This is a genomic window from Promicromonospora alba, from assembly GCF_042654905.1.
Lineage (GTDB): Bacteria > Actinomycetota > Actinomycetes > Actinomycetales > Cellulomonadaceae > Promicromonospora > Promicromonospora alba.
In genome coordinates this window covers 446,240-460,657 of sequence record NZ_JBHSFI010000001.1, presented here as the reverse complement: position 1 = coordinate 460,657, position 14,418 = coordinate 446,240, and the positions used below count along the sequence as shown (strand labels likewise).

Annotated in this window: 19 protein-coding genes; 7 read left to right on the top strand and 12 right to left on the bottom strand. The window is 72.4% G+C overall.

Translation table 11 applies throughout. The annotated features are described in order from the left end of the window. Positions 1–161 precede the first annotated feature (161 nt). From ACFO6V_RS02150 to ACFO6V_RS02130, 5 genes are all read right to left on the bottom strand, one after another. The gene (locus ACFO6V_RS02150; protein WP_377131699.1) at positions 162–1,439 is read right to left on the bottom strand and encodes an arginine deiminase; all 1,278 of its coding nucleotides are present in this window, start codon (positions 1,437–1,439) and stop codon (positions 162–164) included. A gap of 16 nt (positions 1,440–1,455) precedes the next feature. Further along, positions 1,456–2,229, bottom strand: a complete 774-nt coding sequence (locus tag ACFO6V_RS02145; RefSeq protein ID WP_377131697.1) for a VIT1/CCC1 transporter family protein — start codon at positions 2,227–2,229, stop codon at positions 1,456–1,458. 2 nt (positions 2,230–2,231) lie between these two features. Next, positions 2,232–2,936 (bottom strand): DUF1684 domain-containing protein, encoded by a 705-nt coding sequence (locus ACFO6V_RS02140; RefSeq protein ID WP_377131696.1) that lies wholly within the window; start codon positions 2,934–2,936, stop codon positions 2,232–2,234. 55 nt (positions 2,937–2,991) lie between these two features. Further along, positions 2,992–3,873, bottom strand: coding sequence for an intradiol ring-cleavage dioxygenase (locus ACFO6V_RS02135; RefSeq protein ID WP_377131693.1), 882 nt, complete (start codon positions 3,871–3,873; stop codon positions 2,992–2,994). Between the two features lie 96 nt (positions 3,874–3,969). Further along, a complete protein-coding gene (locus tag ACFO6V_RS02130; protein WP_377131691.1) occupies positions 3,970–4,422 on the bottom strand; it encodes a nitroreductase/quinone reductase family protein in 453 nt (150 codons plus the stop codon). 107 nt (positions 4,423–4,529) lie between these two features. Here ACFO6V_RS02130 and ACFO6V_RS02125 point away from each other — a divergent pair, with 107 nt between their 5' ends. Continuing rightward, the gene (locus ACFO6V_RS02125) at positions 4,530–4,922 is read left to right on the top strand and encodes a VOC family protein (protein ID WP_377131689.1); all 393 of its coding nucleotides are present in this window, start codon (positions 4,530–4,532) and stop codon (positions 4,920–4,922) included. 42 nt (positions 4,923–4,964) lie between these two features. On the opposite strand, the gene ACFO6V_RS02120 is transcribed toward ACFO6V_RS02125, so the two are convergent. Together ACFO6V_RS02120 and ACFO6V_RS02115 are read right to left on the bottom strand one after the other, a co-directional pair. Then, positions 4,965–5,900, bottom strand: coding sequence for a M23 family metallopeptidase (locus ACFO6V_RS02120; RefSeq protein ID WP_377131687.1), 936 nt, complete (start codon positions 5,898–5,900; stop codon positions 4,965–4,967). 127 nt (positions 5,901–6,027) lie between these two features. Next, positions 6,028–6,366, bottom strand: coding sequence for a PEP-utilizing enzyme (locus ACFO6V_RS02115; protein ID WP_377131685.1), 339 nt, complete (start codon positions 6,364–6,366; stop codon positions 6,028–6,030). A 66-nt stretch (positions 6,367–6,432) separates the two neighbouring features. Here ACFO6V_RS02115 and ACFO6V_RS02110 point away from each other — a divergent pair, with 66 nt between their 5' ends. Then, positions 6,433–7,080 (top strand): transcriptional regulator, encoded by a 648-nt coding sequence (locus ACFO6V_RS02110; RefSeq protein ID WP_377131683.1) that lies wholly within the window; start codon positions 6,433–6,435, stop codon positions 7,078–7,080. Positions 7,081–7,125: 45 nt separating this feature from the next. After that, positions 7,126–7,719 carry a histidine phosphatase family protein gene (locus ACFO6V_RS02105; RefSeq protein WP_377131681.1) on the top strand — a complete coding sequence of 198 codons (594 nt, stop codon included), beginning with the start codon at positions 7,126–7,128 and terminating at the stop codon, positions 7,717–7,719. A gap of 24 nt (positions 7,720–7,743) precedes the next feature. On the opposite strand, the gene ACFO6V_RS02100 is transcribed toward ACFO6V_RS02105, so the two are convergent. Further along, positions 7,744–8,193 carry an NUDIX hydrolase gene (locus ACFO6V_RS02100; protein WP_377131679.1) on the bottom strand — a complete coding sequence of 150 codons (450 nt, stop codon included), beginning with the start codon at positions 8,191–8,193 and terminating at the stop codon, positions 7,744–7,746. 183 nt (positions 8,194–8,376) lie between these two features. On the opposite strand from ACFO6V_RS02100, the gene ACFO6V_RS02095 reads away from it, so the two are divergent. Genes ACFO6V_RS02095 through ACFO6V_RS02085 form a run of 3 tightly spaced genes read left to right on the top strand, consistent with a single transcriptional unit; the run spans position 8,377 to position 11,052 of the window. Further along, positions 8,377–9,147: a hypothetical protein gene (locus tag ACFO6V_RS02095; protein ID WP_377131677.1), complete on the top strand. Its 771-nt coding sequence runs from the start codon at positions 8,377–8,379 to the stop codon at positions 9,145–9,147. A 55-nt stretch (positions 9,148–9,202) separates the two neighbouring features. Further along, entirely contained in the window at positions 9,203–10,378 is a 1,176-nt protein-coding gene (locus ACFO6V_RS02090; protein ID WP_377131675.1) for a sensor histidine kinase, read from the top strand. Continuing rightward, entirely contained in the window at positions 10,375–11,052 is a 678-nt protein-coding gene (locus ACFO6V_RS02085; protein ID WP_377131673.1) for a response regulator, read from the top strand. Before ACFO6V_RS02090 ends, ACFO6V_RS02085 begins: the two co-directional genes overlap by 4 nt. A 26-nt stretch (positions 11,053–11,078) precedes the next feature. On the opposite strand, the gene ACFO6V_RS02080 is transcribed toward ACFO6V_RS02085, so the two are convergent. Beyond that, positions 11,079–11,288, bottom strand: coding sequence for a hypothetical protein (locus ACFO6V_RS02080; protein WP_377131671.1), 210 nt, complete (start codon positions 11,286–11,288; stop codon positions 11,079–11,081). Positions 11,289–11,313: 25 nt separating this feature from the next. Here ACFO6V_RS02080 and ACFO6V_RS02075 point away from each other — a divergent pair, with 25 nt between their 5' ends. Next, complete coding sequence (locus ACFO6V_RS02075) at positions 11,314–11,589, top strand: Rossmann-fold NAD(P)-binding domain-containing protein (RefSeq protein ID WP_377131668.1); 276 nt, start codon at positions 11,314–11,316, stop codon at positions 11,587–11,589. A gap of 86 nt (positions 11,590–11,675) precedes the next feature. On the opposite strand, the gene ACFO6V_RS02070 is transcribed toward ACFO6V_RS02075, so the two are convergent. The 3 genes from ACFO6V_RS02070 to ACFO6V_RS02060 form a co-directional block, all read right to left on the bottom strand. After that, positions 11,676–12,317, bottom strand: a complete 642-nt coding sequence (locus ACFO6V_RS02070; protein WP_377131666.1) for a cation efflux transmembrane domain-containing protein — start codon at positions 12,315–12,317, stop codon at positions 11,676–11,678. A gap of 101 nt (positions 12,318–12,418) precedes the next feature. Further along, positions 12,419–13,231 (bottom strand): ABC transporter permease, encoded by an 813-nt coding sequence (locus ACFO6V_RS02065; protein ID WP_377131664.1) that lies wholly within the window; start codon positions 13,229–13,231, stop codon positions 12,419–12,421. Then, complete coding sequence (locus tag ACFO6V_RS02060) at positions 13,228–14,328, bottom strand: ATP-binding cassette domain-containing protein (protein ID WP_377131662.1); 1,101 nt, start codon at positions 14,326–14,328, stop codon at positions 13,228–13,230. Before ACFO6V_RS02060 ends, ACFO6V_RS02065 begins: the two co-directional genes overlap by 4 nt. Positions 14,329–14,418: the final 90 nt, after the last annotated feature.

Below are 14,418 nucleotides of genomic sequence, written 5' to 3'. Positions count from 1 at the left end.
TGTCTGACAGGTAGCAAAGGCACACGACCTGCCGCCACGGCGCGAGTCCGTGTGTGAAGAAAGGTACAACGAGGACTTGGTAGCGTCTATGGCTTTTCCGGAACTGCAACCCAAGGATGCATCAAGTCTTCGGCGTGGCGCCGCATCACGGCGTGTCGCGCCTACCAGCTCACGGGCTCGCGGATGATCGGGCACGTCATGCAGTGGCCGCCGCCGCGGCCGCGGCCCAGCTCGCCGCCGGCGATCTCGATGACCTCGACGCCCGCCTTGCGCAGGAGGTCGTTGGTGGTGGTGTTGCGGTCGTAGGTGAACACCACGCCCGGCTCGACGGCGACCGAGTTGTTGCCGCTGTCCCACTGCTGGCGCTCCGACTCGTAGACGTCGCCGCCGGTCTCGATGACCCGCAGCTCGCCCAGCCCGGAGACCTGACCCACGACGTCGAGGAACGACGAGTCGCCGGCGTCGGTGACGGACACCCCGAGCGCTCCGGAGTCCGGGCGCAGCACGAACGGGTGCACCCGGTCCACGATCCGCGGGTAGACGGTGACGGTGTCGACGTCGACGAACGTCATGACCGTGTCCAGGTGCATGGCGGCGCGCAGGCGCGGCATGCCGGCCACCACTATCTGCTCGGCCGCGCCCTGCTCGAACAGGGACGCCGCGACCTGCGTGATCGCCTGGCGTGAGGTGCGCTCGCTCATGCCCATGAGGACCGTGCCGTTGCCGATCGGCATGATGTCGCCGCCCTCGAAGGTCGCCTCGCCGTGGCTGGTCTCCGGGTCGCCCCACCACACGCGGCTGCCGACGAAGTCGGGGTGGAACGCGTAGACCGCCTTCATGAGCAGGGTCTCGTCGCGGCGGGCCTGCCAGTACAGCGGGTTGAGCGTGAGGCCGCCGTAGATCCAGCAGGTCGTGTCGCGCGTGAAGAGGGTGTTCGGCAGGGGCGGCATGAGGTACTCGCGGGCGTCCGGGCTCATGTCCGCGAGGGCGCGGAAGCCCGGCGGCAGCTCGGGCACGTCGGCGACCGCGAGGCCGCCGATGAGGTACCTGGCCAGCTCGTGCTCGGGCAGCGACTCCAGGTACTCGCGCGTCGCCTCGACCAGGCCGTTGCCCACGATCTCCGGGACGATCTTGCGGTCCAGGAGCCAGTCGCGTGCGCCAGGGACGCGCAGCGTCTCCGCGAGCAGGGCGTGCAGCTCGACGACGTCGACGTCGCGGCTGCGCAGCTCGCTCACGAAGTCGGCGTGGTCCTGCTGGGCGCGTTCCACCCACAGGACGTCGTCGAACAGCAGGTCTGCCGAGTTGGACGGGGTGAGGCGCTGGTGTGCCAGGCCCGGCGCGCAGACCAGTACCTTGCGCAGGCGGCCGACCTCCGAGTGGACGCCGTACGCCGACGAGGGTGAGCCGGCAGGGGGCGGTGTGATGTCGATGGTGTTCATCGGGCGCTAACGGTACTCACCCCGCCGCCGTCGTGCCGAGCAGGGAGCCGACGGCGAAGGTCGCGCCCAGGGCGAGCGCCCCGCCGACGACCACGCGTGCCGTGGCCCGCACTCGTGGCGCGTCGCCGATCCACGCCGCGAGCCAGCCGGTGCCGGCGAGTGCCATCAGCACGACGGCGAACGTGATCCCGACCCGCCAGGGCTCCGGGATCAGGAGCACCGCGGCCAACGGGAGCACTGCGCCAAGGGTGAAGGCGACCCCCGAGGCGAGCGCGGCGTGCCACGGGCTGACCACCTCGTCCTCGTCGATGTTGAGCTCGGCCTCCAGGTGCGCGGAGAGGGCGTCGTGCTCGGTGAGCTCGACGGCGACCTGGCGTGCAGTGCCGGGGGAGAGGCCTTTGGCCTCGTAGAGCCCGGCCAGCTCGGCAAGCTCCTCCTCGGGCATGTCTGAGAGCTCCCGCTTCTCCTTGGCGATCAGGGCCCTCTGCGTGTCGGACTGGCTGGAGACCGAGACGTACTCGCCCAGCGCCATCGAGATCGCACCACCCACAAGGGCGGCGAGCCCCGCGGTGAGGATGGGCCCGATCTGGGCGGTTGCCGCGGCGACGCCGACGGTGACCGCGGCGACCGAGACGATCCCGTCGTTGGCACCCAGCACGCCGGCGCGCAGCCAGTTCAGTCGTCCGGCAAGACCTTCGGTATGCGGCTCGTCGGCATGTCCGGCAGCCGGACGCCGGGCATCCGGGCCGTCCGCACCGGGACGATTCCTCTTGGAAAGTTCGTCAGCCATGGTCATGCGCCCTTGTCCGGGGTGCGCTCGCCGACCGGGACCTTGGCGTCGAGCGTGTTGCCGGGCTGTGCGAGCGGGCAGGTCCACGCCGGGTCGTAGGCGCAGGACGGGTTGTAGGCGAAGTTGAGGTCGAGCACCAGCTCGCCGACGCCGGCCGTGTCACCGTCCGCGTGTCCGTCGGTGCCGCCCGCGTGTCCCAGCCAGGCGCCCTTGATGGTGTCCAGGAGGTAGCGGCCACCGCCGTACGTGCCGCCGGGGGCGCCGGCGAGCGCGTCCTTGATCGGCACGAACAGGCCGCCGCCGTAGGACGCGAGCCGCCAGACGTCGAGCGAGCCCAGGCCGGGCAGCACCACCTTGCCGAGCAGCTCGAACGGTACGACGCCGTCGGTTCCGGTGGGGACGTCGAGGCGGCGCGGGGCGCCGTCGGGCCCGGGCTCGGCGGGCACCACCGGGGCGGTCAGGCGCCAGGCCGGGTCGTACGGGGTGACGGACAGTCCGGTGAAGCCGGGCTTGTCCTCGGGCAGGATGGGCGACGCCGGGTGGGTCGCGAAGAGCTCGTCGCGCGTCACGGTCCAGTAGGCGTGGGCGGCGGCCGGGTCCTCGGCGGCGCGGACCCGGACACCCGCATACAGCGCGAAGACGCGCCGCCGCCAGTCCGCGGTCTGGAGGGCTGTGGTGACCGGGGACGTGGTGGCAGCGTGCGTCATGCGTCCGACACTACCCACGCCCACCGACATTCACCCGGGCGCTCACAGCGGCAACTCACACTGGCACACGGAGCGTGGCCGTGTAGCCCTGGTCCACCGAGCCCGACGTCTTCGCCATCTGCAGCGCGTACCCGTCGGAGAACACCATGTCGGAGTCGAGGCTCACGCCCTGCAGGTTCGCGACGCTCTGCTCGTAGCCCGCCGTCGCGTACACGGCCTCGCTGACGGCCTGGGGGAGGGCGAGCTGCGAGGTGCGCATCCGGTTCGTGGCGCTGGTGGCGTCCGCCAGCGAGGGGTAGACCTCGAAGTGGATGTGCGGCCAGCGGCCCGGGTAGCAGGCGGGGAAGATCGACGTGAAGGTGACCTTGCCGTCGGCGTCGGCCTCCTGGACCCCGCGCAGGTAGTTCTGGTCCGTGATGTCGTACATCGAGTACCTGCCCTCGCGGTCGCAGTGCCACGCGTAGACGGCGGCGCCCGCGACGGGAGTCCCGGCGTCGCCCTCGCCGGAGACGTCCACGACGGTCAGCGAGAAGGTGAGCGGGATGCCGTCCGCGGTGCCGGACGAGTCGCCGAAGCTGGTGGTGATGTCGCTGCGCACCACGCCCGTCGTCGTCAGGATGTTGGGGCCGTTGGTGCCGTCGGCGGGGTAGGGGCCGTTCGTCTCCTCGGGGATCTCGCCCGCGCCGGCCTCCGCGGTGTCGTCCGGTGCTTCGCCGCCACCGGGACCGCCGGTCGGTGCTCCGGTGGACGAGCTGTCGCTCGCGCCGGTGGTCGGGGAGCAGGCGGCGAGCGCCGCCACCAGGCCACCGGCGGTCAGCAGGCCGATGGCGTGCCGCCGGTTCAGGAGGGTGGGGAGGTCGTGGGAGAGCCCGAGGTCGTGCGGTTCGGGCTCCTCGTGCTCCCCGGGGCGGCCGGACGCGGTGCTGTGGTTGCTCATGGGCCGAACGTAGGCCCGGCCGCTGGGGTGCGCCCGGGGGAACCCTGGGAGGGCGCTGGGGGCCTGGACGCGACCGGGCCGGTCAGCGCGGGCCGGTCAGCGCGGCGCGAGCCGGATGACGGGGAGCAACCGGTCGGTGGTCTCCTCGTACTTGCGGAAGTTGTCCGCCGCGGCCTTGATCTGCGCCCAGGCCTGCTCGCGCTCGGCGCCGTGCAGCTCCTCGGCGGTGACGGCGACCTTGCGACCGGCCTGCTCGACGGTCACCTGGTCGGGGTGGGCGGCGAGGTTGAGGTACCAGGCGGGGTTGGCCGGCGCGCCGCCGGCGGACGCGACGACGTGCCAGCTGCCGTCGGGGCCCGGGAACCACGCGAGCGGCGTCTGACGCTCCTGCCCGCTCTTGCGGCCGACGGTGGTCAGGACCAGGAGGTCCATCCCCATGGTCTTGCCCTCGGCGCGCCGGGCACGGCCCATGATCAGTCGGTTCATCCAGCGGAACGAGCGGCCGGGCTGCTTGGCGCCGCGGGTGCCAGTGGGGTGCGTGAAGCTCATGGTGGGTGCCTTCCCGGCAGACGACTGTCGTGGCCACAGATGATTCGCACCACCGACTATAGGGGCGTGGACCAGGCACGGTGGGCGGCGACGCTTAGGATCTTCGGGTGCTGCGACTCTCCGATGTCACCTACCTCGTCCTCGACCACGACGAGGCGATCACGTTCTTCGTCGACGCCCTCGGGTTCGCCGTCCGGGAGGACGAGACGAACGAGTCCGGCCGACGCCGCGTCGTCGTCGGCCCGGAGGACGGGGGAACCGGGTTCGTGCTGGCCGTGACCGCCGACGTCGGCGCTGCGGGCGCCGTCGGGCGGCAGGCCGGCGGGAAGGTCGCGTTCTTCCTGGAGACCGACGACTTCGCCGCGCAGCACGCGCGGATGACGGCGGCCGGCGTGCGGTTCCGCGAGGAGCCCCGCCACGAGGTCTACGGGACGGTGGCGGTGTTCGAGGACCTGTACGGCATGCCGTGGGACCTGATCCAGCCGCCTGCGCAGGGCTGACGAGCTCCCCGCGCAGGCGGAAGGGTCGTGCAGGGACAAGAGTCAGTCGCAGTGCTCGAACGGGCTGGTGTAGCTCGCGCTACCTACCGAGCCGCCCCACTTGACGCAGGTACCGGGTGCGGACCGCTTGACCGGGCCCGCGTAGTACGAGTAGCTGCCGGAGTCGGTGGTGCGCGACGAGCCCTGGGGCTCCAGGAAGGCCGATACCGCGCTCGGCGTGCCGAGGTTCGTCGACTTCAGGGTGACCACGCAGTTGGCGCCGGTGCCGGAGTTGTACAGCAGGTAGGTCCGGCCGACGGTGCCGAGCGCCGCCTGGTCGATCACCGAGAAGCCGCTGCCGCAGACCTCGGTGGGGGTGTACGGGTTGGTCGAGCCACCGCACGCGTTGGTGCTCGTGACCGCCTTCTTCTGGCCGACGGAGACGGTCACGCCCTCCACGGTCGGGGAGGTGTCGACGACGCCGGTCGAGCCGCGCTGTTCGTAGTGCAGGTGCGGCGCCTCCGAGCCGCCGGTGGACCCGACCGTCCCGATGACCGTGCCCTGGCTGACCGACAGGGTCTGGCCCGGAGCCCGCACCATGGTGGCGAGGTGCGCGTAACGGGTGCGGGTGCCGTCGCCGTGCACGATCTGCACCCACTTGCCGTAGCTGGTGCTGCCCTCGTCGTCGAAGGTGGCGGTGCCTGCGGCCGTCGCACGGACGGTCTCGCCGTTGATGGCGTCGCCGTCGTAGCTCTGCCAGTCGATGGAGCCGTTGGGGTTGTGGCCGCCGCTCCAGTTGTTGGCGTAGAAGGTCTTGCCGCAGCTGAACGGTGACTTGTGCGAGGTCGCCAGGACGCCGGCGTCCGGCGCGGCAGTGTCCGCCGGTGCCGCCGCTGCCGTGGGTGCGGCGACGAGCGTGAACGCGGCCAGGGCGGCGAGCGCCCAGCGCCTGGTCCGTCTGAGGGAGGTGGTTCTGCGGAACGGGGAGGTGACTGACATGGTGCTCTCCATCCAGGTGGTCCGACTCTTGGTCTGACGCTGGAAGGCTGGCACGTCCCGTATGCGCTGCCCATGGGTAGGGCTGCCCTGGACGGCGCTGGTCCGGGTCTGCTGTGGCAGGCGGTCATCAGGCGGCGGTGACTCGCCCGGCCCCGCCGTCGACGGTGACGGTGTCGCCGTCGCGCAGCGTGGTCATGGCACCGGGGACCGCGAGCACCGCGGGGATGCCGTACTCGCGGGCCACTATCGCCGCGTGCGAGAGCACGCCGCCGGTCTCGGTGACGACGGCGGCGACGACGCCGAACAGAGCGGTCCAGGCCGGTTCGGTGAACCGGCACACGAGGACGTCGCCGGGCAGGACCCGCCCGAAGTCGTCAGGGCTGTGCACCACGCGTGCCGGGCCGGACGCGCGTCCCGGACTACCCGGCGTCCCCGTGATGCTCGTGGCGGCGGAACTGTCCGACATGTCTTCCTCCCTGGGCGTACCTACCTGCGTTGACACCGGCCACCAGGAGGATGCACGGTGAAAAATATGACGCACAACCCGGTGCTCGGCCGATCCTCTCAGCCCGAGCTGCTCGTCCTCCACTCGGTCCGGATCCAGGGCATGGCCGACGACGACGCCGTCGCCGTGCGGTTCGGCCTCGACGAGGCGGACACCCGCGAGACCTTGCTCGACGACGAGGCCTACGGCTGGATCAGGAAGGCGGCGTTCGGCGCCACCGCGGGCTGGTCCATGACCGACCGCGGCCGGGCCGAGGACGACCGCCGGCTGGCCGAGGAGCTGTCCGAGACGGGCGGACGGCCCGTCGTCGAGCAGGTGCACGAGGCGTTCCGGCCGCTGAACGCGCGTCTGCTGCAGGCGTGCACCGACTGGCAGCTGCGCCCGGAGGACGGCGACCGGCTCAGCGTGAACACCCACACCGACCCGGACTGGGACGCGGCAGTGCTCGCCGAGCTCGAGGCGCTGGACGACGAGCTGGCCCCGCTGGTGGGCGAGCTCACCTCGCGGCTCGCGCGGTTCGAGGGATACGACGAGCGCTTCTCCGCGGCGCTCGCGCACGCGCGGTCCGGGCGTGGCGAATGGGTGGCCGGGACCGGCGTCGAGTCGTGCCACGTCGTGTGGATGGAGCTGCACGAGGACCTGATCTCGACCCTCGGGATCCAGCGGGGCGCGTGACGGCACTGCTCGTGATCGCAGGGTGCACGCAGTAGGTTCGTGCCCATGGCGACCAGACATCTCTACCTGGCCAGGCACGGTGAGGCGGACGCGTTCGGAGAGCTCACCGACGTGGGGCACCGGCAGACGGGCCTCCTGGGCGAGCGGCTCGCCCGGTTGCCGGTGGTCGCCGTCTGGCACTCGCCGTTGCCGCGTGCGGCGGCGAGCGCACGGGTGATCGGCGAGCACCTGCCGGACGTCCCTGTCGTGGAGGCCGCGGAGCTTGTCGACCACGTGCCGTACATCCCCGCCGCCACCGATATGCCGCCCGCCTGGGCCGGTTTCTTCGACGGGTTCGACGACGCCGAGCGCGCCTCGGGGGAGCGGCTCGCCGCGGCGCTGGTCGACCGGTTCGCGAAGCCTGCCGAGACCGAGACGCACGAGGTCCTGGTGACCCACGCGTTCCAGGTGGCCTGGCTGCTGCGGCACGCGCTGGACGCGCCGCCCGCCCGGTGGCTCGGACTGAACAGCGGCAACACCGCGCTGACGGCCATCGAGTACCGGGACGGGCTGCCGCCGACGGTCGTGCTGTTCAACGACATGGGGCACCTGCCGCAGGACCTGCGCTGGACGGGCTTCCCGCCGTCGGCCCTGCCCTGAAGGCCTGGCGCCCTTGCTGGCCCGTCAGTCGATGAGGCCCGCCCAGCGGCGGGACAGGTCCACCAGCGGCACTCGGTTCAGCGTGTCGATCTCCTCGGGCGTGTGCCAGGCGACGTCGTCGGTGGAGCCGTCCTCCTCGACGCGCAGCTCGCCGCCGGTAATGTGTGCGCGGTACACGATCCGGAGCGCCTGCACCGGGCGTTCCGAGGGTCGCCCGCGTTCCGCGGCGGGGATCACGAAGCTGTCGACGCCGAGCAGGCCGTCCAGCTCGACGTGGTAGCCGGTCTCCTCGAGGACCTCCCGCACGGCGGCGTCGGCGGGGTCCTCACCGGGGTCGAGCCCGCCGCCGGGCATGGTCCAGCCGCTGTGCCCGTACTCGCTCCAGTGGGGCAGGAGCATGCGTCCCTGGTCGTCGGTGATGACGGCATAGGCGGCGACCCGCAGGTCGATCGAGGCATCGATGCTGGTGAACATGGGCTCATCCTGCCGCCCGCCGCCCGTTGAGTGCTGGGTATTTGTCCTCCGAAACCGTTTCAGCACGGCAAATACCCAGCACTCAACGAAGGGGAGGGGTGGGCGGGTCATACCCAGGTATGAGCTGGAGGTTCGGAGGGTGGGGTGACGACTCCTCGTGGTCGGCACGGGAGGGTCAGGGGTATGAGAATCTCCGCGGAAATCAGCACCGGAACGCACATCGACAGCATGGCGGGGCGGGCGAGCGAGGCTCCCGACGTCTTTCCCGGCCGGTGGGTCGGCGGTGTGGCCCTGGTGGCCGGACCGCTGCTCCTGCTCGCCGGAGCCCTGCTGCGGCTGCCGTTCGACTTCTTCTTCCCGGCACAGCTCGCGGCCTTCGAACAGCACCCGGGTGTCGTGGCCACCTCCTACGCACTGTTCGCGGCGGGAAACCTGGTGCTCCTGCCCGCCGTGCTGCTCCTGGCCGGACGGGTAGCCGCCCGCAGCCCCGGCTGGGGCCTGTGGGGCGGGCTGCTCGTCCTCGCCGGGACCGTCGCCCGCGTGTTCCACTCCGGGATGGACCACATGGCCTTCCGGTTCGCCGACGCCTTAGGCGCGCGGGCCACCGAGGCGGCGGTCTCCGCGACGTACGGCTCGTTCCAGATCTTCTCGGTGCTGAACGTCGCGATCCTGGTGGGATGGATCGTGCTCGCGATCGGTGCCTGGCGCACCCGGGTGCTCGGCCTCGCGGCGGCCGTCGCGCTGGCCCTGACCTCCGCGCTGCCGCTCGGCCTGCTGAAGGGGACGACGGTGCTCTCCCTCGTCGCGCTCGGCGGGCTGGCCTTCGCGCTCGTCCCGATGGGCGTGCGCGAGCTGCTGCGGCGCCCGCGCCCGCGTCCGGCCGTCGTGCTGCGCTGGACGGCCCTGGCGGTGCTCGTGCTCGCGGCGATGTTCGCGCTCGGCCAGGCCGGCTGAGCGTCCCGTGAGTATCCCGTGGGCATCGGCGGCCACCAGTAGATACGGTCACGCCATGAACGACGCGCCGGGCAGGCCGCTCTGGGCCGCCGACCTCCTGGCAGCCCTCGCTCTGACCGCCGCCTATGTCACCACGGCCGGGCTGCCCGGGGCCGACGGACAGCCCACCTACGACGGTCCCGCGTGGTTCGCCTGGCTCGTCGCGGCCGGCGTCGGGATGCCCGTCGCAGTGCGCCGGCGGCTGCCGGTCACGGTCCTCGGCACCGTCGTCGTCGCCCTGACCGCCGCCACGCTCCTCGACATCACGCGCGAGCCCTATGTCGCCGCCGGGCTGGCGGCCTACCTGGTGGGACTGGCCGCGCCCACCCGCCGCTCGGTCGCGGCGCTCACGGTCACCCTGCCCGTGGCGGTCGGCGGGGTGTACGTGGGCGAGGCGGTGCACACGCCGTCGGGGCCGCCGGAGGACGCCGTCGGCGTGGCCACCCTGGTGCTGCTGGTCGTCGGCGGCTCGTGGGCGGCCGGCCGGATCGTTCGCGGCAGGCGCGCGGCCGCGGAGCGGGAGGTACGCCGCCAGGCGGAGCGGGCGCTGGACGAGCAGCGCCTGCAGATCGCCCGCGACCTGCACGACATCGTGTCGCACAACCTCAGCCTGATCGCGGTCCGTGCGGGGGTCGCCGCCCACGTCGCCGACGCCGACCCGCAGGAGGCGCGCGCCGCGCTGCACGCCATCGAGGAGACCAGCCGGGCCGCGCTGACGGAGATGCGCCGCACGCTCGGCGTCCTGCGCACGGGCGACGCACCGCTCGGCCCGGCGCCGGGCATCGGCGACCTCGACCGGCTGGCGGACGACGCGCGGCGAGCCGGGGTCGACGTGGACCTGGCGGTGCACGGAGCGGGCGTGCTCACCGAGGGGGACCAGCTCACCGTCTACCGGGTGGTGCAGGAGGGCCTGACCAACGCCGTCCGCCACGCGGGTCCCACGACCTGCCGGGTCTCCGTGGTCGTCGACGGCGACGAGCTCCGGGTCGAGGTCGTCGACGACGGGCGGGCGGCCGACGGCCCAGGGCCGGAGCCGACGCGGACGTCGCCGTCGCCGTCGGGCGGGCACGGCCTGAACGGGATCCGGGAGCGAGCACGCCTGTACGGGGGCAGCGTCGAGGCGGGACCGCAGCCCGACGGCGGGTTCGCGGTCCGTGCCCGGCTCCCGCTGGGACGGGAGGGACGCGCATGACGCCGGATCCTGTCCGCGTCCTCGTGGCCGACGACCAGGCGATGCTCCGCGGGAGCTTCCGCCTGCTGATCGAGCACACCCCGGGGATGACGACGGTCGGTGAGGCGTCGGACGGCGCCGAGGCGGTCGCGCTCGCCCGGCTCGAGCTGCCCGACGTCGTCCTCATGGACATCCGCATGCCCGGCGTCGACGGGATCGAGGCCACGCGCGAGATCTGCTCCACCGCGGAGCTGGCCGGCGTCCGCGTGCTCATCCTCACGACCTTCGACCTCGACGAGTACGTCTACGCGGCGCTGCGCGCGGGCGCCGCGGGGTTCCTGCTCAAGGACACGCCGCCGGCGGACGTGCTGCACGCGATCCGGGTGGTCGCGGCGGGGGAGGCGCTTTTGGCGCCGTCGGTCACGCGCCGGCTGATCGCCGAGTTCACGAGCCGCCCCGAGCCGGGCAGGCCACCCGCGCGAACGCTCGACGGCGTCACCGACCGCGAGCTCGAGGTGCTCCGCCTGATCGCCCAGGGCCTGTCCAACGACGAGCTGGCGGACCATCTCCGGCTCAGCCCCGCCACCGTCAAGACGCATATCGGCCGGCTGCTGGCCAAGCTGCACGCGCGGGACCGCGCGCAGCTCGTGATCGTCGCCTACAACACCGGGCTGGTCGGCCGGCGGGAGGGCTGACGGCGCGGGAGTGTGCCTGGGCTCGGTCAGGCGTCCGCGGCGACCGGGCGTTCCCGGGGCCGGAGGACTGCGGTGGTGGGCCGGTCCGGGGCGGCGGCCTCGACGAGCTGGTCGATGGTGTCCTCCAGGGTGTCGAGGACGTCCGGCAGAGCGGCGGCGACGTCGGCGGGGTCGACATCGGGGCGACTGTACGTCGAGTCGAGCAGGCGTTCGGCAGCGTCCAGGAGCGGTTCCATCCGCTCGGACGAGGTGAAGCCGAGGGTGACAGAGGACCTGCTGGGCACGGTGCTGCAGCGCAACCCAGGCAACCCGGCTCGGGCGCTGCGCGAGTGGGAGATGCGGCTGCGCCCGTTCATCGCGGACCACCAGAAGAGCGGGCGCAGGGACCTCGTGATGTTCGTCCCGCAGACCCGCCGCGACAAGGCGAGGCGGACGATGAGCCAGACGCTCCTGGGCAACGGCACCACCAAGCGACTGATGCAACGCGCCCTGGCGGGCCAGTTCAAGGAGAAGTCGATAGACGTGGCAGCCGCCTGACCCCCTTCGTTGAGTGCTGGGTATTTGCCCTTCGAAACCGATTCACCAGGACAAATATCCAGCACTCAACGGTCCGGGAGGGTGGGTCAGTCGATCTTCTCGCCGTTCACGGCCTTCGCGGCCAGGCGTTCCTCCTCGCTGACCTCCCACACCTCGTGCGCCGCGCGCAGCGCCAGCAGGATGATCGCGCAGCCCAGGACCAGGTCGGGCCACCCGGAGCCGGTCCAGACGGTGACCAGGCCCATCGTGATTACCGCGACGTTGACCAGCACGTCGTTCCGGGCGGAGAGGAACGCGGCGCGGCCGAGCGCGCCGCCGCCGTGGTGGACCCGAGCCAGCAGCCAGGCGCTGGTCCCGTTGACGGCTATCGCCCCGAGGGATGCCAGCACGAGCGGGACGACGTCGGGCGCCGTCGGACCGGCGAACCGCTGCGCCGCCTCCCACGCCGCCACCGCGGCCGGGACCAGGATGATCAGCGCCATGGCCTTGCCCATCGCCGCCCGTCGCGCCAGCGGCCAGCTCAGCGCGACGAGGATGAGCACGTTGATCGCCGTGTCCTCGAGGAAGTCGACGCTGTCGGCCAGCAGCGAGACCGACCCGGCGGCGAGCGCCACGGAGAACTCGACGAAGAAGTAGGCGAGGTTGATGGCCGCGACGACGGCCACGGTCCGGCGCAGCCGCGCGGCGTGCGGATCGGCGGCGGGGCGGGCGTCCTGGCTCGGGTTCACGGTCACCCATTGTCCGGCCCGAAACGGCGAGCGCCCTACCCAGGGGTTCGGCCCGGAACTCACGTGAGTCCGGGCCGGATCCCTGGGTAGGGCGCTGTGGCTCAGTCCGCCGAGCGGATCATCGCGCGGACGCCCACCGCGAGGCCCAGCGCGGCCGTCGCGAGCGCGGCCACCCAGCCCCAGGCGACCGTCGAGGACAGGAGGTCGCCGGCGAAGGCGGCCCGGCCCGAGTCGACGACGTAGCGCAGCGGGTTGAGAGCCGAGGCCGCCCGCATCCATGCCGGGCCGTTCTCCAGGGGCAGCAGCATCCCCGACAGCATCATGACCGGGAACAGGAACGTCTGCTGCACCACCCAGAACATCCACTCCTGCTTGCGCACGGCGAGCGCCAGCGCGTACGACAGCGAGCCGACGCCGATGCCGAGCACCGCGAGCTGCAGCAGCGTGAGCACCGTCCCGATCGGGTCGGGGCGCAGGCCGAACGGCAGCATGACCAGCACCACGATCGCCGACTGGACGACGATCGGCACCATCTCCTTCAGGGCCCGCCCCACGAGCTGCGCCGGGCGGGACAGCGGGGTGACGAGCATGCGTTCGTGCACGCCGGACGAGAGGTCGAGCTGCAGGTTGGAGCCCGTCACCGACGTGCCGAACAGCGTGGTCATCGCCAGCACGGCGGGCACGAACCACAGCCAGACGTCGCCGCCGAGCGCGTCGCCGGCCGAGCCGGCCAGGAGCGGGCCGAACAGCCCGAGGAAGACCAGTGGCTGCACGAGGCCGAAGACCAGCGAGAACGGGTCGCGCACCACGGGCTGGAGCTCGCGGACCAGGACGATCCGGGTGTCGCGCAGGAAGCTGCGGCGGGGGAGCGGCCGGGCCGCGGCGGTGCCGGGGGTCAGGGTCGCGGCGCTCATGCCAGGACCTCCTTCTTGTCGGTGCTGTCGATGTTCGATCGTCCGCTGGTCGGGCCTGTCGAGACCGGGGTTTCGACAGGCTCGACCCGCGGGGTCTCGCCGGGCGAGCCGGGCTCGCCCGGCGAGCTCTCCCGGAGGCTGCGCCCGGTGAGGTTCAGGAAGACGTCGTCGAGCGTGGGCCGCGTGACGTCCACGCGGCTGACCGTGACGCCCGCGGCGTCCGCCGCGCGGAGCAGCTCGGGGGTGGCGCCGGGTCCGTCGGCGGTGCGGATCTCGACGGTCCTCGCCCCGCCCGCGGCGCCGGCCTCGACCCGTACCGAACGGGTGCCGGGCGCCCGCTCCGCGATGGCGGCCAGGGCCGTCGCGTGCTTGGCTGCCACGCCGAGGGTGACGAGGTCGCCCGCGAGCTCGGCCTTCAGCGCGTCGGCGGTGGCGTCAGCGATGACCTGCCCGTGGTCCACCACGATGACCCGCTCGGCGAACGTGTCCGCCTCGTCGAGGTAGTGCGTGGTGAGCACGATGGTCATCGGCTCGGCCGCCGCGGTCCGCATCCGGAGGATGTGCTCCCACAGGTTCGCGCGGTTGTGCGGGTCCAGGCCGGTCGACGGCTCGTCGAGGAACAGCAGCGACGGCTGGTGGACCAGGCCGACGGCGACGTCGAGGCGGCGCTTCTGCCCACCCGACAGGCTCTCGATCTTGCGGTCCGCCTGCTCGGTCAGGTCCAGGGCCTCGACGAGCTCCGCGGCGCGGCTCCGGGCCGTCCGGCGGTCCAGGCCGTAGATCTCGCCCTGGGTGACCAGCTCGTCGCGGACGAGCTGGGACGCCCCGCCGGCGCCGCCCTGGCCCACATAACCGATCGCGGCGCGGACCCGGTCGGGCCGGGTGGCGACGTCGTACCCGGCGACCTGTGCGGTGCCCGACGTCGGCGGGATGAGCGTCGTCAGCATGCGCAGCGTGGTGGTCTTGCCCGCGCCGTTGGGGCCGAGCACGGCCACCAGCTCGCCGGGCTCGACGTCGAGCGAGATGCCGCGCACGGCGTGCACTGTGCGAGTACGGCTCACCACGAAGTCCTTGGTGAGCGCTTGGGTGCGGATCACGATGTCTCCTTCTTGCTCTCTGGCGTGCGGTCTGGTTCGTCCTGGCTACGTGTCCCACTCTCGCCGTAGTAGCGGTCAGGTTCTGGCCTC